We start from the raw sequence: 21,427 nt of genomic DNA on the forward strand, positions 1-21,427 counted from the left end.
ACGAGGATTAAAAGACTGATTACCTTAGGGGTTCCACCACATAAAGCATACGAATGGGGGAATTCTCGGAAGAAATACTGGAGAATCGCTTGTAGTCCAATCTTAAACAAAACCCTCCATAACTCCTATTGGAGAAATCGAGGGTTGAGAAGTCTAGCGGAACGATATGAATTTTTGCGTCAATCATCATAATTGAACCGCCGTATACCGAACGGTACGTACGGTGGTGTGAGAGGTCGGGGGTTAGTCACCCCCTCCTACTCGATTTATTACCCCTTTTTATTGGCTGCAGGGAGTTTGGGTTTTGTAATCATATTCGATTTGAAAGCTTCTAAAAGCTGATCCCCTGATATTCCTTTATCGAGCAAATAGGTTAAAAGTAACTCCGCATAATCATTTTTAGTTTTGTTGATATATCCCTCTAATAATACGCTATACGACTCATTTATTTTTTTCAGTTTAACAACTGTAGCACGGAAAGGAGCAGGGTCATTTTCCGGCCTGGTTATCACAACTTGGATTAATAATTCTTTCCCGTTCTTAAACGCTTCCTCAAAAACCCCAACATATTCCTCTTTAATAAACGTTTCAATCAGCCAACGTTTTTCAATGTCCTCCCTGTTTATGATCAGTCCGTCTTTGAGGGGAATGTCTTGAAGTGTTTCACCTTCTATAATTTGAAAGGAAATGAGCTTAAAGGTTTTCATCATGTGTCCTCCTACCCTTAAAAAGCAAGGTCTATTTGATATCCGTTCTAGCTTATGATTAATCAAAATTATATCACAGTGAATCATGAATCTGAAAAGGTGAAAAAAATGGCGAACATTGTAAAATCGCTGAATCCAATGAATTGGCTATCGAAAAGTCAATTTTTAAGGGGAAATTTGACATTTTTAAGCTAAATGGACCTATCAAAAAACCAAAACCCAAATTTTACTAAATGGTAGATTCGACTTATGATACTGATAAACGATAGAAAGGAGGACGTTACCATTGTTAAATCAAGTTACGTTAGTAGGCAGATTGACGAGGGATCCTGAAGTCAGGCGTACACCTGAGGGGACAGCAGTTACAAATGTAACGATTGCCATTAATCGGCATTTTCGGAATCAGCAGGGGGAAATTGAGGCTGACTTTGTTCCTTGTACCATCTGGAGAAAAGCAGCAGAAAACACAGCTCAATATTGTAAAAAAGGATCACTGGTCGGGGTCATTGGAAAAATTCAAACACGGTTTTATGAGAATCAAGAAGGAAAAAGAGTGTACGTAACGGAAGTTGTAGCCGATTCGATTCAGTTTATCGATACAAGATCATCAAAGCAATCTCGTGAACCAGCAAATGGGTCAACTAATGAGACAGCACAAGCAGAACCAAAAGAATCGATTGAAGAAATTCTATTTAAATAAATGAAAGGAGGTGAGTCCAATTAATCATCCGAATCCTCTTTATCGTATTGAGGAGATGCTAGAGTATCTGATTCGGTTCAACGGGAGGCTTCATCAGCAGCTGATTGAATGTGAGGCACGAATTCGTCAGTTAGAAGAAGAATCCAAACCTTCCGAACCTTCTCCTCTGTAACGCAGGCCTCAAACATTCTCCGGCACCTTTAATTCAACTCTTTATTTCAACTCAAGAATGTCTTCCCTTTGATCCAGTTGATTAAACAATCAACTGGAGTTTTTTTAACTTATAAGCTGTTTAGCGAACGCTGACAATATTTATAAAAATATGTATAAATTTGAAGGATTTGTAAATTTGACGTAGAAATAGTAAAAAAGGACTAGTAATTTTCGAATGAGATTAAAGGGGGCTAAGATGTTAAAACGAACGATTCCATTACCATCCTTTCCTAGAGAAAATGTTCTTGAAGTTAAAATTTTTGCTCTTCCTGATCAAACACCTCAACATTATATCTATGAAAGATGTCTTCACCCATATTTAATGACATTTACTCCAAAAGTCCAGACAAATTCACACTATCAGCGTTTTTTGATAACAGAAGCTCATACCTTTGAAGCCATAATTAAAGAAGGTAGAACCACCAAAACAGCACTAGTCCATATTTATCCTGCTCAACAAATAATTGAGGTTGAGGAACGCTTTGGCCTTCTTCCCGTTACAAATGGGGACATATACGATATCATTTCTTGTTTTTCTTTTAAAGTTGGTAAACAAACCATTGAGCTCATCCTTCCGCCTGACCGGAGCCAAGTATTTCAAAGACGAAAGCCATTTATCCTGATTCAGTGCCTAAAACCTGATCCGATTGTGTCTACTTTATAAACATAAAAGGCGGTATACAAAGTACACCGCCTTCTATCGCGGACAAACCAACTGACTTTCACTTAACCCAAAGAGACAAGTTCTAGTAACTGATCATCCGTATATTCGGTCAGCCATTGATCTCCCTGGGTTAGAATCGCTTCGTTCAGCATGTTCTTTTGTTCGAGCAGGGCATCAATTTTTTCTTCGAGAGTGCCTGATGTTAAGAGTTTGTGGACATGGACGAATTTTTTCTGGCCAATCCGGTAGGCTCTGTCTGTTGCCTGGTTTTCAACCGCAGGGTTCCACCAGCGATCATAGTGGATGACATGATTGGCTGCCGTTAAATTCAATCCTGTGCCGCCGGCTTTTAAAGATAGAATAAAGATTGGAAATTCGTTGTTTTGGAATTGCTCTATCCAGCGATCTCTCTGTTGCTTTGGTACAGATCCATTTAGAAATGGGATATCCATTCTGTAGCGTTTTTTCATAACCTGCTGAAGAAGCTGGCCCATGCCAATGTATTGAGTAAATATAAGCGCATTTTCGTTTTGATATAAAATATCATCCAGCAGTTGTATGACTTTTTTCATTTTCATTGACCGGCTAATGATTTCAGCAGGCTGTTCTTCTTTTAAAAACAGAGAAGGATGATCGCAAAGCTGCTTCAATTTGCCTAGCATCTGCAGAACTAAGCCCCTTCTTTCAAGCCCAGTCAATCTTTGGATTTTCGCGAAGGTCTGTTGGACTTGTTCTTCATAAAGGGCTGCCTGTTCTGGTGTTAATGTGCAGTATTGTTTTTGTTCGAGTTTATCCGGCAGGTTTAAGGCAATCTTTTCATCTGTCTTTGTTCTCCGCAGTAAAAATGGCCGGATCAGGGCTTGCAGCTTGTGCAGCTGCTCTTTATCATCATCTCTTTCAATAGGTATAATGTACCGATGCTGGAAAGAATGAAGACTGCCCAAATACCCATGATTGAGAAAATCAAAGATTGACCACAGCTCAGATAATCGATTCTCGATCGGTGTTCCAGTTAAGGCAATATGATGTTTTCCTTTTAACTTGCGAATGGAGCGGGATTGTTTTGTTCCTGCATTTTTAATATTCTGTGCTTCATCTAAACCAATCGCACTCCATTCTATCGAAGCAAGCTCCTCTTCATCAATATGGGATAAGCCATAGGTTGTTAAAACGACATCTGCATGGTTTGCTTCTTCCTTGAAAGCATCACCTTTTAGACGCTTTTGCCCATAATGGATATAAACCTTTAATGAAGGGGCAAACTGCGCCAACTCTTTTTCCCAGTTCCCGATAACAGAGGTCGGGGCAATGATCAATGCAGGGACAGTATCATTTTCTTCTTCCTTGCATTTCAGCAGATAGGTGATAAATTGAATGGTTTTTCCAAGTCCCATATCATCCGCCAAACAGCCGCCAAAGCCGAAACCTCTTAAGAAATAAAGCCAGCTGAAGCCTTCGATTTGGTAAGGCCGCAGCTCTCCTTGAAGCGTGTCTGGAACCTTCTGCAGCGGCAGATGGGTTTGGTTGGTTAAAGTATAAAGCATATCCCTCAGCTGCCGATTCATCTTGATCTGGATAAAATCATACGGATCGTCGTCTGACTCTTCCTCATCCATATTCAGATTGCTGCCGTTCATTTTGGAAAGCTTTTGTTCAAGTAAATCCCGTAGCTTAAGCCCGTGCTTATCTGCATGCTTCATCATTTCTTGAATTTGCTTCATAAAAGCTGGGTCGAGTTTCACCCAATCTCCGCGCCATCGCAAAAAATGCCGGTTTTGCTCAACGAGGCTTCGAAACTCCTCTTCGGAAAGCTCTTCTCCGTTTAAAGACAGTTTCCATTGGAAGTCTAAAAGCTGATCCATTCCAAGCATAGAAGGACGGGATGATGCAGCGGTTTCTTTTACATTCGCCTGCAATTTAAGCTTGGCCTCCTTCATATTTCTCCACCAGGAAGGCAGCCATATATTAATCCCAAGGAGCACAAGTTTTTCACTATAATGAGTTAGAAAAGCCCAAGCTTGTTCATCATTTAATGCCGTCTGGAAAGGGCGGTTCACCTCCATAAAGGGGATCAGACTCTTCCAGCTGGCGACTTCCTCGTTGACCGTTTCTTCATATTCCAACCAGCCAGATGGCCATGTAAATACTTCGTTCCAGCTGTACACCTCTTCATGGTTAACGACACTTTGTAAAAAAGGAGTTAAAGTCCAAGGGTCATCATTGGTTTCCGGCTCCTCAAGGCGAAGTCCCAGGTGAAAGGGAAGAGAGGAGCGGTTCTCACTGGTCCATTGTCTCCACTTTTCCTCGGTAAAATAGGCAGCTAATTCTTCCTGGCTCCAGTAGGTGGATTCTTTTAACTCCTTCCATTTTGTTGTCCATTCATTGTCAACGTGAGGCTGGCTAATATAAGATTCCATCACCTGCTGAAACCAAGTCTGAACCCAGTCACCAATCTTAGCATTAGGAAAAATTTCTTCTGGTAAAGGACTTTCCCAAAAATCATCGGAGAATTCATCCCACACCATCGCAGGAATTTTCCAAGGAAAATTTGGCTGAAATGAAGGGATCACGCGTTTCTGAACAATACTTTCATAAATCACTCGGGAAACTGAGATGAGCAAATCCGATGTTTCGTCCCAATCCCAGTCAACATAGGAATTAAAAGGCTCATTGGCAAAGACGTCGGTTACCTGCCAAGGTGTGAGCTCTAGGAAACCCTGCATTTCTTTTACATAAAGCGTTCCGTAGAAGCTCTCCTGATGCCACTGGAAGAAAAGATGCTTCCAATCATGAAGCGGGAGCCATTTATGCTCTTCGTTCGTCGCACCTAAACGAATGGTAAAATCGTCAGTTAGAACCGCATGTATTTTAATGGATTTCAACCGGACCATTTATGAGCTTCCCCCTTTTACATTCTTCATGAAACGCACGAAGCCGAGCAGTCTCCTCTAATAAACCTTCCATATATTGATTCCAGGTATGATATTGGTTCATCTTCTCATAAAGCTTTTTTAATTTTTTTAAATAAAAAACAGCGTCTTTATAGGATGTTCGCTTTTTTTCTTCAATTAAAGCTGCTACTGTACGGTGATAGATAGGAAGAAGAGCCCTCGGATCATTGGACTCAACCACTGATAATAAGTCAATTGGTATATCCTGAATTGGATAGGAAATGGAGCTTAGGATTTCCATCCATTTTCGGTACTGCTTCGTTTGCGCCAAATAAGAGGCATATTCTTGAAAACTATAAGGAAGCAATGCCTCTAATAATTTTTCCTGAATGGAAAGCTTGCGGTCTAGCCCATAAAGTTTGGCCAAGCGAATCGCAAATTCTGCTGTTGTGCGTGCTTGCCCAGGATCAGCCTCTTTTACATACAAGGGCCATCCTTTTAAAAATTTATCGAAAAACGTATTAGCTCTCGACCATTGCTTTTCCGTAATAAAATAATGAAGCCAATGCAATAAAATGAATACGTGGCTTGGTTCCATTTGTTCATCCAGTGAAGCTAGAACCCGTTCCTCAAACCCAGTCAGAATTTGTATATGCCAATACGCAATGTAAACCCCAGGCTGATTGGCAAAGCTGGGATGTTCTTCCTCAATGAAAGCTGCCCACCATTTCCGTTCCTCCTGACGAAGAGAAGGTGACTTGCACAAATACGTCCAAAATTCGGTGTACAGCGTAAACTTTTCAAGCAATAGGCTGTGCCCTTCCTTCATAATCGGATGTAACTGAGCACCAAGCTGCGGGAAATAAACCCCCGTATCAAATGAAAGCGTCTGTGTTTGAAAAGCACGTATGGTTTCCTGAGCCTGATCTAAGAAATATTCAATATGCATCCGTACTCCCTGGAGTTCCCTTGGTGAAAGGGAAAACAGCTTCTGTAGAAAGAAAAACTGAAGGGCTAACCGGTAAATTAGCTTTAGCTGGCGATTCTCAGGCTCTTGCCAGCGAAACTTATGATACATCTGATTAATAGCTGAAGCCGTATATCCGCTAAGCTGATTCCATTCCTCTTCGAACCGCTCAAGCCAGCTCGGGATCTTGTCTTCAATAGGAGTGGGGGTTGGTGTGTTTGGCTTGATACCCTTTTGGATTGGAAGTCTGGCGAGCAGATCACTTCTCTTCCAATCATCTACCCATTTCGTTACGGACTGGTATTTGGAAAGCATCGCAAAAAACACGGCCAGTTTATGACGGCACACTCCCGACTGCGGACACTCGCATGCACTGTCTTCCAGCTCATCAGCCTGAAGCAGTACTTTTACGGGAATTACATCCTGAACCGTTGCGGATACCTCATTAGGTCCTGTCTGCTTCACGTGAGAAACAAGCCCCTGACGGTAAAGGAGAAGACTGCGCTGAACAAGCTTTACATGCTCCTCATCATTGTAATGAAGCCGTTCCTGTAATTTATTTGAAAGTGTTTCAACCATTTCCTTCATTGTGAATTCCATATTGGTTAAACCCCTTTAATGGCAACAAAGTAAGAGGGAAAGAACATCCGTTTCCCCATCAAACCATATTCTTTCATTATACCCTATTTGGGGCGGGAATTGTAGGAAAGGCGCGACTAGAACTAGGTTAACTAATTTTACAAGTTTGTTTAAAGGAATTGAGTTTTGAAAGTTAAGGCAGAAATAGCACCCTATATAATTTTCTAAAAATTAAAAATAATCGTTGACAGTTCAAGTGAATTCATTTATCCTGTTTTATAACAAATGTAATAACATATAACAAATGTCACAATAGGTTGGATAATTTCACGCGAAGTGGAAAATGTTACGGTTCAAAAATTTTTTGGAATTAAATGTAAGCGCTTTAAAGGAGGTTGAAAGGCGTTAGCTTAAAGAAAAATGTCAAAGGGGGATATTGACAATGAAGATTGCCATTATTGCATGTGCAATTTTAGTGGTACAATACGCATTTTCACTTATACAAATAAGGTATTACCGGAGGAGTATTGATAAAATTGTAAGCTGTTATAAGGGGGATGATGGTTACTACTTGTTTTCGGGAATGGAAAGAAATGCATTCCGTCCAGGAGCCATTGCCATTCTTATTGTGGATAAGAACTGTATCGTTCACGAATGCCACATTTTAAAGGGCGTTACTGTTCTGTCAAAGTTTAAAGAAATGGATAAGTATAAGGGTCAGCATGTAGGGGCCATCTTGAATGATGTCAATGAAAACTATTCCGTTAGAAAAAAAGGGCAGAAGGTTCCGGCTATTGGTAAAGCACTTCTTAAAGCCGGGGAAAATGCAATTGTTAATATTTCCAAGCAAAATATTTCAATAGGTTAGTAGAAAGGGGTATGTAAAATGGAATGGATTCAATGGTTAGGGGAGCATTTTATCGGCATGTTCGAAGCTGGCGGTAAGCAATTTATGGGACTCGTAACAGGGATTATCCCTACATTAGTCGTACTTTTGACCTTTACGTATGCAATTATGAAGTTTATTGGTGAAGAGAGAGTAAATCGGGCTATCCAATTTGCATCAAAATATATGCTGCTTCGTTATACGTTAATGCCCGTTCTTTCAGTGTTAATCTTAACAAATCCAATGGCGTATACATTTGGTCGATTCTTGCCAGAAAAACAAAAACCTGCTTTTTATGATTCTGCAGTTTCCTTCGTACACCCTGTAACATCATTATTTCCATACGCGAATGCTGGAGAACTCTTTGTGTACCTCGGAATCGCTAATGGAATACAGCAAGCTGGATATTCAGTTTCCGAGCTAGCGGTAAGATATTTCATTGTCGGTATAGTCATTATTTTATTACGAGGAATTATTACCGAATTCATTACAAAATATCTGGCAAAAAGAATGGAAGCAAAGGCAGAATAAAAAGGGAGAGATAGATTATGAGTTATAAAGCAGTATTTGTATCTAAAGGACCAGGCGGCTGGGGAGTAGGTCTTCATATTGAACCGAATGGAAAAAAAACAAAGGTTGTTTCAATTACTGGAGGGGGAATTCACCCTGTTGCAAAAAGAATTTCAGAATTAACAGGTGGAGAAGCCGTAGATGGATTCAAAAATTCTGTTCCAGAAGATGAAATAATGTGTGTTGTCATCGATTGCGGTGGTACTGCAAGAATCGGTCTTTACCCGATGAAGCGCATACCAACTATAGATATTTTGGCATCTTCTCCATCAGGTCCGCTTGCGAAGCATATTACAGAAGATATTTTCGTATCAGGTGTAACGGAAAAACAAGTTACACTTGCGGAAGGTTATGCAGAAGCGGCGGGAGCAGAAGAAGCAGCTAAGCCCAAATTTGATGTGAAGGACAAAGAAGCCTTTAAAAAAGAATACGATCAGTTAAAAAAAGATAACCTCAATAACAACAGTAATTTCTTAACAAGATTTTCTAGAGGCATTGGAAAGGTCACCGGCACGTTTTATCAAGCTGGACGTGAATCAGTTGATATGCTGATAAAAAATATCATACCTTTCATGGCATTTGTCAGTCTGTTAATTGGGATTATAAATTATACTGGTATTGGAAATCTGATTGCCAATTACCTATCACCGCTGGCGGGCTCATTATGGGGTTTATTAATTATTGTTCTCATATGTACCTTGCCATTTTTATCCCCAGTGCTTGGGCCAGGGGCAGTTATTGCCCAAGTGATTGGAGTACTCATTGGCAGCCAAATTGCTTTAGGAAATATTCCGCCTCAGTTTGCCTTGCCAGCATTATTCGCTATCAATGGCCAAGTAGGATGTGATTTTATTCCAGTTGGCTTATCGTTGGGGGAAGCAAAGCCGGAAACGGTACAATACGGAGTACCCGCAGTTTTATACAGTCGTTTAATTACAGGGGTATTATCTGTTATCATCGCTTACTTTGCTAGCTTTGGAATGTATTAGACACTAAAAAAACTATGCGCGAAAAGCAAAATCAATTGTTTTTCACGCATAGTTTATTCCAATTTAAACAAAATTTTGTTTTTAAATACGAAAGGAAATAGCTATGGCACTTCAAGAAAATCGAAGAATACTAATTAAGGTAGCACAGATGTACTATGAAGAAGGTGCAACCCAGTCAGAAATCGCTGAAAAAATTGGAGTTAGCAGGTCACTCATCTCTAAATATCTGACTACTGCCAGAGAGCTGGGAATTGTTGAGATTATCATCCATGACGAACATCACCAGCAGTACCGTAAATTAGAAAGAAAAGTTGAAAGGTTATATGATTTAAGAGAGGTTGTGTGTATTGATAGTATTGGTTTAGAATCCTCCAAAAAACAACTTGGTGAAGCTGCCGCCCATTATTTATTAAGAATGATTAAAGATGGCCAAATTATCGGCATATCTTCCGGTACAACGTTACATGAAATGGCCAAAGCTTTAAGTTCTCCCCAGCCATTTCCGGAGGTTACGATTGTCCCATTGGTTGGTGGGGTAGGAAATGAAAGAGTCGATATTCACGCTAATTATTTGGTTGCAAAAATGGGGGATGCCTTACAAGCACAATATGAGCTTCTCCACGTACCAGTCATGGTCGATTCAAAGGAGGCAAAAGAAGTATTAATGAGACAGCCATCCATTCGTAAAACCTTTGAATTGGCTGAGAAATCAAATATTGCAGTGGTTGGTATTGGCGGAAGCCCTGAGCATTCAACCATGGTAAAGTCATATTTAGGATCTGACCATGAAGAAATTACTCAAAATGAAGAAATTGTAGGTGACATTTGCTACAACTTTATTAATAAATTTGGTAAGTCCATTCGAAATACATGGAATGAACGTGTGATTGCCATGGAACTTGAAACCTTAAAAAAAATACCGCTTGTAATTGGTGTTGCAGCAGGTTTAGAAAAGGTAAATGCAATCAAAGCAGCGCTTGAGGGTAATTTAATTAATGTATTGATAACAGATGAAGCAACTGCTAAAGCTCTTGTAGAATAGTGCGAAAAAGCTGCGATTTATATCATTGCAGCTTTTTTCCTTTCTTGGATTAAATGTATAGAGAGTAATACGATTGAATTTTTGGAAAATTCTATCTTGACAGCCCTTACAATTGGAATTAAACTAAACGTATATTAACAAATGACACGAATTGTGACAAATGATAAAAAATAACTGCTATTGCTACTCAGATTATCATTTGTTTGCTTAGCCATTGATTCTTAACATATTAAAGCTAATAGACTACTAGGAAAAAGTGTGAATAGGGAGGAAAAACAAACATGTCCATTTATAAACAGCTTTTACAACTCGAAAAAGAAAATAACCCAATTAAGGTTGGTATCATCGGAGCTGGACAGATGGGATTTGGAATGATTGCCCAAATTTCTAAAATTCCCGGAATGTGTGTAACAGGAATTTGTGATATCAATTTGGAGGCCGCTGAAAAAGCCCAAAATTTTTATAATTCACAAACGGCCAGAAAAGAAATAATGGTTGTAACGACTGACTATCGGAATGTGATTCAATCCCCTAATGTTGATGTTATTGTGGATGCAACAGGTGTCCCAGAGGTTGGAGCAAATATCTCCCTTGAAGCACTAAGATCTAAAAAACACATTGTTCTTCTAAATGTTGAAGTCGATATTACAATCGGTTCAATCATGCATCAGCTGTTTACAAATGCAGGGTTAGTCTATACAGGTTCTGCAGGTGATGAGCCTGCCGCAACTTTAGAATTATACGAATTTGCGAAAACAATGGGAATGGAAGTTTTAGTTGCGGGGAAAGGAAAAAATAACCCATTTAATCCAACATCTAATCCAAATACATGCTTGTCTGAAGCGAAACAAAAGAAAATGAGTCCCCATATGCTGGCAGCCTTCCAGGATGGAACAAAAACAATGGCGGAAATGAACCTATTGAGTAATGCAACAGGACTTGTTCCTGATAAAGTAGGAATGCACGGAGTTGAAGCAAACTTAGAAACGGTTGCGGATAAGCTAAACCTTGTCGAAAATGGCGGTGTATTAGAAAACTTTGGTGTTGTTGAATATGTAAAAGGCTTAGCACCCGGTGTATTCGTTATTGTAAAAACCGACTTGTCACCAGTTGATGAAGAGCTGCGTTATTTGAAGGTCGGTAAGGGCCCGCATTATGTATTATACCGTCCATATCATTTAGCAAGCCTAGAAACACCCATTTCCATTGCAAAAGCTGTTCTGCAGAATGATTCATCCATTCAGCCATTAGGTGCCCCAATTTCTGAAACCGTTGCTGTAGCAAAGCGTGATATTAAAGCTGGTGAAAGAATAGATGGGATTGGCGGATATTCCGTTCGCGGTGTTCTTGAAACTCATGCAGACATGAAGACTAATGGCCATATTCCTATTGGTTTAATTAGTGGCAATATAGTAGCTAAAAGGGATATTCAGTTTGGACAATTTTTAACACTTGATGATGTAGAGCTTGATCCATCGACTACTGTCTGGAAACTAAGAGCATTGCAAGATCAGCTTTTTCAGTCATCAGGAGTAAACAGCAGTCAGCTTGTGAGACTATAATATTCATAATGTTGTAGCTTCGGAGGAGGAAAATATGACTCAATCCATTGTAAAAGAAATTGGTATATTAGTTCCTAGCTTTCAAGAGGATAAAATCGTTATTTTATTTGGTCCAAATGCACCTGCAGAATTAAGAGAAATCTCTGTCATTCACGAATTTAATGAGCTTGGTGAGGAACCCTTGAAGGTAGGACGGACTCTATCGTTTGATAATGAGTCTTATACCATAACGGCTGTAGGATCACTGGCAAATCAAAATTTTAAAGAATTAGGCCATATATCTATTTATTTCCAAGAACCGGAAGGAGAAGTTCTTCCAGGTGCTATTTTCGCGAGCCCGTTCCGTTTTCCTGAAATTAAAGAGGGTACAGTGATTTCATTTAAATAATGATTTTATTCCAAAAGCACCAGTAATCAGACCTATTATTCCCTGATTACTGGTGCTTTTTTTCTCGTTAAACTAATCATGTCTGAACCAGGGAGGAATTCGAACAGGATTGCTGTTTTCAACTAGGATACACGTCCTAAAGGCGACCATAAACGGGTTGGAATCGGAAAAACGGTCACTTGATCTTGTTTCAAGATCATACTCAGACAGGTTTATATACTATGAATTGTCAAAAAATTTAATCAAATCACTTGACGGATAAGGGAAATGGTATTACGATATTTACAAATGTAACTATATTGAACAAATGTAAAAGGGAGGATGAATTAGATGTTAAGAACAGTAAAAACCCCACCCCATATTACGAATGAAAAACTGGTTGATTTATATAAAGAAATGTGGCTAATCCGATATTTTGATGAAAAAGTAGATCAATTTTTTGCGAAAGGAATGATTCATGGAACCACTCATTTATGTGTTGGTCAAGAGGCATCAGCAGCTGGTGCGATAGCTGCTTTAAAAGAGATTGATAAAATTACAAGTACTCACCGCGGTCATGGCCACTGCATTTCTAAAGGGGCAGACGTCAATCGAATGATGGCCGAATTGTTCGGAAAAGAGACAGGTTATTGTAAAGGAAAAGGCGGGTCTATGCATATTGCCGATGTAGACAAGGGAAATTTAGGTGCAAATGGGATTGTTGGAGGGGGAATTCCGCTTGCTGTAGGAGCAGCACTTACTTCGAAAATGAAAAATAAGGGGTATGTGGTTCTTTGCTTCTTTGGAGATGGGGCTAGCAATGAAGGAAGCTTCCATGAATCTCTTAATCTTGCATCGATTTGGAAATTACCTGTTGTTTTTCTTTGCGAGAACAATCAATACGGTATGAGCGGATCGGTCAAAGAAATGATAAACATCAGAGATATTGCGGACCGTGCAAGCAGCTATGGAATCTCTGGGAAAGTCGTAGATGGAACAGATATCATTGAAATTATGAATACAGTCTATGAGGCTGTTGAAAATGCAAGACAAGGAAATGGTCCGACCTTAATAGAAGCGAAAACTTACCGCTGGAAAGGGCACTCGAAAAGTGATGCAAAGAAATATCGAACAAAAGAAGAAGAGGCAGAGTGGAGAGCAAAGGACGCTATTAAGAAATATAAAGAAATATTAATCCAGGAAGGATTGCTGACAGAAGAGAAAGCAAACCAGCTTCAAGAGCAGGCAAGACAGGAAATTGAAGATGCCGTTGTATTTGCAGAAAATAGTCCGGAACCATCCATTGATTCTTTGTTAGAAGACGTCTATGCATAAGGGGGAGACATGATCATGAGAGAGATCACATATTTAGAAGCGGTCAGAGAAGCAATGAGCCAGGAAATGAGACAAAATGATGATGTTTTTATTTTAGGCGAAGATATCGGCGTTTATGGAGGAGCTTTTGGTGTGACCCGTGGGATGATTGAAGAATTTGGCCCTGAACGCGTACGTAATACCCCGATATCTGAAGCTGCAATTGCTGGAGGAGCAGTTGGTGCAGCATTAACAGGAATGAGACCGATTTTAGAAATACAGTTTTCAGATTTTATAACGATAGCAATGGATCAAATGGTAAACCAGGCTGCAAAGCTTCGTTACATGTACGGCGGAAAAGGTAAGGTTCCAATGGTATTAAGGACTCCTGCAGGCTCCGGTACAGGAGCAGCAGCTCAGCATTCACAAAGCTTAGAGGCATGGATGGCACATATTCCGGGCTTAAAGGTTGTTCAACCTTCAACTGCATATGACGCAAAGGGCATGTTAAAAGCGGCGATTGATGATGATAACCCTGTTATCTTCTATGAACATAAACTTCTTTATAAAACAAAAGGATTTGTACCTGAAGAACAATATTCAATACCTTTAGGGAAAGCAGATGTTAAGCGTTTAGGAAGGGATGTTACCATTGTTGCAACTGCCATTATGGTTCATAAAGCACTTGAAGCTGCAGCAGTATTAGAAAAAGAGGGAATTGATGTTGAAGTAGTTGATCCAAGAACACTTGTCCCATTAGATGAAGAAACCATTATTGAATCCGTAAAGAAGACAGGTCGCGTAATTGTTGTACATGAAGCCGTTAAAAGGGGTGGTTTTGGCGGTGAAATTGCAAGTGTAATTGCGGAAAGCGAAGCCTTTGATTATTTGGATGCCCCAATTAAACGTTTAGGCGGACTCCCAATTCCGATTCCATATAATCCAAACCTCGAAAAAGCAGCAATACCACAGGTGGAAGACATTATACAAGCTGTTAAAGAAACCGTTCGATTTAAATAAGGAGGGGTCAGTCATGGCAAAAGAAATATTTATGCCTAAACTAAGCAGCACAATGGAAGCGGGAACCCTTCTTCAATGGTTTAAAGAAGAAGGAGACCCTGTATCTATGGGGGAGCCGCTTTTTGAAATCATGACAGATAAGATTAACATTGAGGTAGAGTCGTATGAAGACGGTTTCTTGTTAAAAAAATATTTTCAAGCAGACGATGAAATTCCTGTGAATCAGATTATTGGTTATATTGGTCAAAAAAATGAGCAGGTTCCTGACGAGTCACCTGGTATTTCCTCAGGAGATTCAGAAGGGGAGAAAAGCTCTGAATCCAAAAAAGAATGTCTGGCTAATGTTGCCATTACCACAGATAAAGTTCGTGCAACACCAGCAGCAAGAAGAGTTTCCAAGGAAAACCAAATTGACCTTTCTCTTATATCTGGAAGCGGACCGAACGGCAGAATTCAAGAAAAGGATGTACTTCAATTCCTAGTACAGCGGGATAATGATGTAAAAATGACACCTTTAGCAAAGAAAATTGCCAAATCGAACCAGGTCGATCCTGATCTGATAACAGGCAGTGGAGCAAATGGAAAAATTGTAAAAGATGATGTAACAAAGGTACTTGCAAGCAGAGGAACCGATGAGCAGACTGCATCAGTTCTTCGCAAACGGCTTACCGGTATGAGAAAGGTAATTGGCGAACGAATGCAGTTAAGTGTAAACACTGCACCACACGTTACTCTGACAAGTGAAATTGACATGTCCAAGGCCAAAGAGCTGCGCCTTCAGCTCCTTTCTACGATAGAGAAGCAAGTAGGGTACCGTTTATCTTATACAGAGATAATTGTGAAGGCAGTCGGACTTGTCTTATCAAGACACCCATCTGTGAATGCATCATTGATTGATGATGAAATCGTATATAACGATGAAGTCAATATTGGTTTAGCTGTAGCAGTTGAGGACGGTTTGCTGGTTCCAGTATTGAAGAATATTAATACAAAAGGGTTAGCAGCAATAACCAGAGAAGCCAAGGAAATTGGCATATTAGCACGCCAGCAAAAGTTACATCCGAATCAAATGAAGGGATCAACTTTTACCATCAGTAATTTAGGTATGTATGCCATTGATGCTTTTACTCCCATTATTAATCTTCCAGAAACGGCGATTCTAGGTGTAGGCAGAATTCAAGATAAACCAGTTGTGGTGAACCAGGCAATAGAAATTCGTCCTATGATGACCGTTAGTCTTTCCTTCGATCACCGTGTCATTGACGGTGCACCAGCAGCAGAATTCTTAACTGAGCTCAAACGTGTCCTTGAGTATCCGTTTGAATTACTAGTTTAAGAGGTGAGGACATGAATAAAACATATGATATCGCTGTGATTGGCGGTGGACCCGGAGGCTATGCAGCAGCTATTCAAGCAGCAAAACATGGTAAAAAGGTTGCCATAGTGGAGGCTGAGTATTTAGGCGGAACCTGTTTGAATCGGGGCTGCATTCCTTCTAAGACACTATTAAAACATGCTGAAATTATTGATTCAATTGTAAAAGCAAAATCTTGGGGAATAGAAACTGGAGAACTTACTTTTTCATTTGAAAAAATGAAGAAGCGTAAAGATGATGTCATCCAACGTTTGCGGAATGGAATTGCCCTTTTAATGAAAAAAGGAAAGATTGATGTATATAACGGATTTGGATTTCTCGAAGCAGGCAACCAAATCAAGGTACTTCAAGAAGAAAAAGAGGAATGGCTTCAAGCCGAAAAAGTAATTTTGGCAACAGGATCTGTTCCGGTTATTCCGCCGATTCCAGGATTAAATCAAGTACAATTTGATACAAGTGATTCCATCTTTGATCTTCTGCAGATCCCTGAGTCCATTGTTATTGTTGGCGGGGGCGTGATTGGTGTCGAGTTTGCCTGTATTTTCGCAAGTTTGAATACAAAAGTGACGATTATTGAAATGTCTGACCGACTGGTTCCAAATGAAGATATAGAGGCATCCAAGCTTCTTGAAAAAGTTTTAAAGAAAAAAGGTGTACAAATATTAGTAAGCACAAAGGTTAACAAAGTGAATAAGGCTGAGGATAAAAATGCTGTGACCTGTATCGTTAAAGATGGGGAAGAAGTGGTTATTGAAGCAGAATCACTCCTGATCTGTGTAGGACGAAAGCCTAATCTATCAGCCGTCACAAAAATACAATTGGAGATGAATGGTCCATTTATCAAAGTAAACGAGCAAATGGAAACAAGTTTGCCAAATATCTATGCCGTTGGAGATGTTGTCGGGGGTTATCAGTTAGCCCATGTGGCGAGTGCTGAAGGAATTGTAGCAGCTAATAATGCTGCAGGTGAAGCTGACAAAATCGATTACAAGGTCGTCCCAAGATGTATTTATACGCTGCCAGAAATCGCAAGTGTCGGTATGACTGAGTCAGAAGCACTCCAAAAAGGCTTTTCAGTTCGAACCGAAAAATTTGATTATGTCGGCAGCGGCAAAGCTTTAGCTCTTGGTGAAACAGAAGGATTTACAAAGATTGTATATGAAGAAAAATACGGTGAAATCATTGGGGTTACTATGGTTGGCCCACATGTAACGGAAATGATTTCTGAAGCCTCTGCCTTTATGTTTTTAGAAGGTACGATCGATGAAGCGGCAAAAATGATCCACCCGCATCCAACCGTTTCAGAAACATTTTTTGAGGCAGCGTTGAGTGCAAGAAATAGATTAAAACAAAGGTTATAAAAGAGATCTATAAAAGTGTTAGAACAAAGGATATTGTTCTAGCACTTTTTTAAACAATTAAAGTGGTTTTTGAGTCCAATGTTGAACAAAAATGAACACTAAGGCCGTAAAAAAATTGGAATGAAAACGATTACAAAAGCGCAAAAACACCTATTATAATCAAACTATAAGGAGGTTTTACTTATGTTCCTTGATGACAGGAGTGTCAATTTGCTGCAGGAACTGATCAAAAATCCCCAAATAAAAAATAAGGAACTGGAACATAAATTTCAACTTAGCCGAAGACAAATTACATACTCGATTGAAAAGATTAATGACTGGCTGAAATCCAATCAGCTTGATCCAATTACAAAAAGTAAAAATGGTTACTTTATCATTGATAAAAAAGTTTTTGATTATTTTTCAGAGGGTGACTCTGACGATGTAGAAGAATATTTACCAACTGAAAAGGAAAGAGCCCTATTAATCATTTTATATTTACTTGGAAAAAAAGAGGCAATCTCCCTTTTTCATATTATCGATCTCTTAAATGTGAGCAGAAATACTGGGATTAGCGATATTAAAGAAGCTGAAGAATTGGTAAAACAATATTCTCTTTCCATTATTTATACACGCCAGGATGGTTATAATATCGTCGGTGATGAATTACAAATTCGCAGACTTTTGATTGAAGTTGTAAAATCGGTATTAAATTTTTATAAGGGTTATAGGTATTTCGAGAAATTTTTACAATTAGACATATCGGAAACAACGGAGAAAATAAAACATATCGAAAAATATCTGAATATTCACTTAACTGATGAAAGCTATGAGAGTCTTCCTTATATTATAGAACTCATTTTTCAAAGAATTGAACAAGGGAATCTCCTCAATGCACATTTTAATATTTATCTGGATGAATTAGCAGATACCGAAGAATATGCGGCTTCTGAGATGTTATTGAAAGAAGGTCAGGATTTGCCTGTCACAGAGAGGATTTGGCTTACGCTTCAACTTCTTACTTCAAATGTGCGTTCCGCTGATCTATTAACTGACGAAATAATTCAAGATTTAAAGTCTGCTATTAAAGAGATGATAAATTGTTTTGAACAAAAATCATGCATCTTTATTGCTGATAAAGAAGAAATCCTGGAAAAATTGATGCTTCATATGCGTCCTGCCTACTATAGGATTAAATATCATTTAACATTAAAAAATCATTTTCCTGAAAAAATAATTGAAGAATATAGAGAATTGAATGAAATCGTAGCGGCCTCCATTTATCCGCTCGAGAATTTAATTGGTGAGAAACTTCCTCCAAGTGAGATTGCTTTTATAACGATGTTTATAGCGGGTCAACTGATCAAACAAGGCGAGCAATTAAATAGGAAGAAACGTGCAATAGTAGTTTGTTCTAATGGTCTTTCGATTTCAAAAATAATGATTCATACTCTTAACGAAATATTTCCAGAATTTTATTTTGCTGACAGCCTCTCCTTAAGACAGTTTCAAAGTTATCAACAAGAATACGATATCGTTTTTAGCACCATTCCAGTACAGACGAAAAAGCCTGTTTTTTTAGTAAATCCGCTGATGACAATAAGTGAAAAAGATGGACTGAGAAGGCAGGTCATTAACAAGATAGATAAAAAAAGTTTTACAAACATCAATATTAATAGACTCGTGGAGACGATAAAGGAACATGCAATCATAACAGATGAGGTTGCATTGTTAACCTCATTATCCAAACTGTTTCAAGTGGTTCAAAGAAAAGATAATAAAGACATTGCAAAAAATGTGCCCTATGGTTTGAAGCAATTTTTACCGTATGAATTTATTCAATTAAAAGAAAGCGTTGACACCTGGGAAGAAGCAATTATCCTGGCATGTCAGCCGCTATTAGAAAGAAACATCATTAAACCATCGTATGTGAACACCTTAATAGAAGAAAATGATCGTCAACATTTATATAGTTTCTTAGGGAAGAATATGGCCATTCCCCATGCATCTCCTGAAAAGGGAGTGCTGGCAGATGCTTTTGCAATGCTTATCCTGAAAAAACCAATCTCATTTAAGAACGGGCATAAGGTTTCCATTATCACACCATTAGCCATTTATAATCAAAACCGTCATTTAAAGGCACTTTCACAATTAGTAGAGCTTGCGGAAGATGAGGAAAGAATCTCCAAAATTATAGATTCAAAGGATGTGTCTGAAGCATGGTTAATTATAAATGAAGCAAGCTAGGAGGAAAGCAGATGTTTTTTGATAGAAAAATAACCTTTTTTAATCTAGAGGTCGCTGATCAGATGGAGGCCTTAAAAACGATGGCTAATAAATTATATGAAGCAGATCTGGTAAAATCCTCATTCCAAACAGGGATTTTAGAAAGAGAAAAGGCATTCCCAACGGGACTCTTTGCTATTCCATACGGTATTGCCATTCCCCATACCGATGCTAATAAAGTCAAAGTCCCGCAAATTGCTTTTGCTTCTTTAAAAAATCCGGTCAGATTTAAACAAATGGGGAATCACACCAATGATGTAGATGTTTCTTTAATTTTTATGCTCGCATTAAAAAAAGCTGAAGATCAATTGAACATGCTGCAGAAATTAATGGATATTTTTCAAGATCCAAAATTACTAGCAGAATTTGCTCATTGTCAGAATCAGCAAAACTTTGATGAGTTATTAAATAGAATTGGCTTGGAATAACGCTTATTCAATGATCTTAATCGGACTGAATTGTCAGGTTAAATATAATCGCTTTTTAGGGGAAAAGTATCTGTTTTTGAGGGGAGTGAGGATAAAGGGGATTGTTTAGCATGAAATTATTCAATTTGTTTTAAAAATTAGGAGGGGACATTCTATGTCGGTTTTACAATGGTTTGTAGATCTTGGAGCAAGTGTTATGCTGCCAATCTTATTGTTTATTTTTGGAATCGTTCTAGGCACAAAACCAGGAAAAGCATTTAAAGCGGGTTTAACTGTTGGAATCGGATTTGTTGGGTTGAACCTTGTAATCGGATTATTGACAAGCAGCCTTGGACCGGCAGCCAAAGCAATGGTTGACAATTTTGGCTTTCAATTAGGCACTATTGATGTGGGGTGGCCAGCAGCTGCTGCTATCTCATATGGAACAGCATTAGGAAGCTTAGCTATTCCATTAGGTATTGGCATTAATATTGTACTGCTAATTGCAGGTCTTACTAGAACGTTGGACGTTGATATTTGGGATTATTGGCATTGTGCATTTACTGGCTCTCTTGTATACGCATTAACAGGAAACTTCGCTTTAGGCTTGTATACGATTGCTGTTCATTTAATTGTGATTTTCTTTTTGGGCGATTTAATTGCAAACGATATTAGTAAATTCTATGGATTTCGGAATATTACGTTTCCGCATGGGGCATCTGCACCGTCATACCTTGTAGCAAAACCGCTAAACTGGGTGTTTGACCGGATTCCTGGCTTTAATAAATTAGAAGCTAATCCTGAAACAATCCAAAAGAAAATCGGAATATTCGGTGATTCAACCGTTATGGGTGTTTTAATTGGGATCGTGATTGGATTCTTAGCCGGCTATAATGTACAAGAAATTTTACAGCTTGCTGTACAAACGGGTGCTGTCATGATGTTAATGCCTAGAATGGTCTCGCTGCTTATGGAAGGGCTTTCACCGATTTCTGAAGCTGCAAGTGAATTTGTAAGGAAAAGAATGCCTGGCCGAGACCTATATATTGGAATGGACAGTGCTTTATCTGTAGGTCACCCGGCAGTGTTATCGGCGTCCTTAATTATTGTACCGATCACTTTGTTTTTAGCTGTCATTTTGCCAGGAAATAAAGTTTTGCCGTTCGGTGACTTAGCGACAATTCCTTTCCTGGTATGTTTAATGACACCGGTGTTTAGAGGAAACATTGTACGTACTGTAGTAGCTGGAACCATATATATGGCAGTAGGTTTGTTAATCGCTACTTGGGCTGCTCCTTTAATTACAGATGCAGCTTTAGCTGCCAAATTTGATATGGGTGGAAACACAAGTATTTCTGCACTTGTTGATGGTGCTGTATGGACAACTTTTATCTTTGTTGGTTTGGCAAAGGCTATTAGTTGGCTAGGTATTACTTTAATTGGTCTCGTAGCTATTGGGGGATTAATCTACTTGAACAAAATCAAACCAAAACGTGAAGCGAAGCTAGATGAAAATAATAGTGTGAATTTATAAAGATAAGAAATCTA

The 21,427-nt window shown here is 39.0% G+C and carries 18 protein-coding genes and 1 pseudogene; 16 read left to right on the forward strand and 3 right to left on the reverse strand.

Annotated features, from left to right (window positions below; all coding sequences use genetic code 11):
* Positions 1-192 (forward strand): annotated as a pseudogene (locus MLE14_RS15740) (group II intron reverse transcriptase/maturase); the annotation flags it as partial.
* 77 nt (positions 193-269) lie between these two features.
* On the opposite strand, the gene MLE14_RS15745 reads toward MLE14_RS15740, so the two are convergent.
* Positions 270-707: a YwpF-like family protein gene (locus tag MLE14_RS15745; protein WP_243299371.1), complete on the reverse strand. Its 438-nt coding sequence runs from the start codon at positions 705-707 to the stop codon at positions 270-272.
* A 286-nt stretch (positions 708-993) separates the two neighbouring features.
* Between MLE14_RS15745 and ssb the strand changes: the two genes are divergently transcribed.
* Complete coding sequence (ssb, locus tag MLE14_RS15750) at positions 994-1,407, forward strand: single-stranded DNA-binding protein (protein WP_243299372.1); 414 nt, start codon at positions 994-996, stop codon at positions 1,405-1,407.
* Between the two features lie 409 nt (positions 1,408-1,816).
* Positions 1,817-2,284 carry a hypothetical protein gene (locus MLE14_RS15755; protein ID WP_243299373.1) on the forward strand — a complete coding sequence of 156 codons (468 nt, stop codon included), beginning with the start codon at positions 1,817-1,819 and terminating at the stop codon, positions 2,282-2,284.
* 62 nt (positions 2,285-2,346) lie between these two features.
* Here MLE14_RS15755 and MLE14_RS15760 read toward each other — a convergent pair whose 3' ends face one another.
* Both MLE14_RS15760 and MLE14_RS15765 read right to left on the reverse strand, forming a co-directional pair.
* Positions 2,347-5,175: a DEAD/DEAH box helicase gene (locus MLE14_RS15760; RefSeq protein WP_243299374.1), complete on the reverse strand. Its 2,829-nt coding sequence runs from the start codon at positions 5,173-5,175 to the stop codon at positions 2,347-2,349.
* Positions 5,153-6,742, reverse strand: coding sequence for a hypothetical protein (locus MLE14_RS15765; protein WP_243299375.1), 1,590 nt, complete (start codon positions 6,740-6,742; stop codon positions 5,153-5,155). The genes MLE14_RS15760 and MLE14_RS15765 overlap by 23 nt, the downstream gene beginning before the upstream one ends.
* Positions 6,743-7,163: 421 nt before the next feature.
* On the opposite strand from MLE14_RS15765, the gene MLE14_RS15770 reads away from it, so the two are divergent.
* From MLE14_RS15770 to MLE14_RS15830, 13 genes are all read left to right on the forward strand, one after another.
* Positions 7,164-7,589, forward strand: a complete 426-nt coding sequence (locus MLE14_RS15770; protein ID WP_243299376.1) for a transcriptional regulator GutM — start codon at positions 7,164-7,166, stop codon at positions 7,587-7,589.
* Between the two features lie 18 nt (positions 7,590-7,607).
* Entirely contained in the window at positions 7,608-8,138 is a 531-nt protein-coding gene (srlA, locus tag MLE14_RS15775) for a PTS glucitol/sorbitol transporter subunit IIC (RefSeq protein WP_243299377.1), read from the forward strand.
* 17 nt (positions 8,139-8,155) lie between these two features.
* Positions 8,156-9,166, forward strand: a complete 1,011-nt coding sequence (gene srlE / locus MLE14_RS15780) for a PTS glucitol/sorbitol transporter subunit IIB (protein WP_243299378.1) — start codon at positions 8,156-8,158, stop codon at positions 9,164-9,166.
* A gap of 103 nt (positions 9,167-9,269) precedes the next feature.
* On the forward strand, positions 9,270-10,208 hold the full coding sequence (locus MLE14_RS15785) for a sugar-binding transcriptional regulator (RefSeq protein WP_243299379.1): 939 nt from the start codon (positions 9,270-9,272) through the stop codon (positions 10,206-10,208).
* A 281-nt stretch (positions 10,209-10,489) separates the two neighbouring features.
* A complete protein-coding gene (locus MLE14_RS15790) occupies positions 10,490-11,770 on the forward strand; it encodes an NAD(P)H-dependent oxidoreductase (protein ID WP_243299380.1) in 1,281 nt (426 codons plus the stop codon).
* Positions 11,771-11,804: 34 nt separating this feature from the next.
* On the forward strand, positions 11,805-12,158 hold the full coding sequence (locus MLE14_RS15795; protein ID WP_243299381.1) for a PTS glucitol/sorbitol transporter subunit IIA: 354 nt from the start codon (positions 11,805-11,807) through the stop codon (positions 12,156-12,158).
* 330 nt (positions 12,159-12,488) lie between these two features.
* Positions 12,489-13,472, forward strand: a complete 984-nt coding sequence (gene pdhA / locus MLE14_RS15800) for a pyruvate dehydrogenase (acetyl-transferring) E1 component subunit alpha (protein ID WP_243299382.1) — start codon at positions 12,489-12,491, stop codon at positions 13,470-13,472.
* Positions 13,473-13,487: 15 nt separating this feature from the next.
* Positions 13,488-14,471 carry an alpha-ketoacid dehydrogenase subunit beta gene (locus MLE14_RS15805; protein ID WP_243299383.1) on the forward strand — a complete coding sequence of 328 codons (984 nt, stop codon included), beginning with the start codon at positions 13,488-13,490 and terminating at the stop codon, positions 14,469-14,471.
* A 13-nt stretch (positions 14,472-14,484) separates the two neighbouring features.
* A complete protein-coding gene (locus tag MLE14_RS15810) occupies positions 14,485-15,807 on the forward strand; it encodes a dihydrolipoamide acetyltransferase family protein (RefSeq protein ID WP_243299384.1) in 1,323 nt (440 codons plus the stop codon).
* Between the two features lie 11 nt (positions 15,808-15,818).
* Positions 15,819-17,207 carry a dihydrolipoyl dehydrogenase gene (gene lpdA / locus MLE14_RS15815; RefSeq protein ID WP_243299385.1) on the forward strand — a complete coding sequence of 463 codons (1,389 nt, stop codon included), beginning with the start codon at positions 15,819-15,821 and terminating at the stop codon, positions 17,205-17,207.
* Between the two features lie 183 nt (positions 17,208-17,390).
* Positions 17,391-19,433, forward strand: coding sequence for a BglG family transcription antiterminator (locus MLE14_RS15820; protein WP_243299386.1), 2,043 nt, complete (start codon positions 17,391-17,393; stop codon positions 19,431-19,433).
* An 11-nt stretch (positions 19,434-19,444) separates the two neighbouring features.
* Positions 19,445-19,900: a PTS sugar transporter subunit IIA gene (locus tag MLE14_RS15825; RefSeq protein WP_243299387.1), complete on the forward strand. Its 456-nt coding sequence runs from the start codon at positions 19,445-19,447 to the stop codon at positions 19,898-19,900.
* Positions 19,901-20,054: 154 nt separating this feature from the next.
* Complete coding sequence (locus tag MLE14_RS15830; protein ID WP_243299388.1) at positions 20,055-21,413, forward strand: PTS galactitol transporter subunit IIC; 1,359 nt, start codon at positions 20,055-20,057, stop codon at positions 21,411-21,413.
* The last annotated feature ends 14 nt before the right edge of the window (positions 21,414-21,427 follow it).

Origin of the sequence: Bacillus litorisediminis (assembly GCF_022808645.1) — a bacterium.
In the GTDB taxonomy this organism is placed as follows: domain Bacteria; phylum Bacillota; class Bacilli; order Bacillales; family JC228; genus Bacillus_BF; species Bacillus_BF litorisediminis.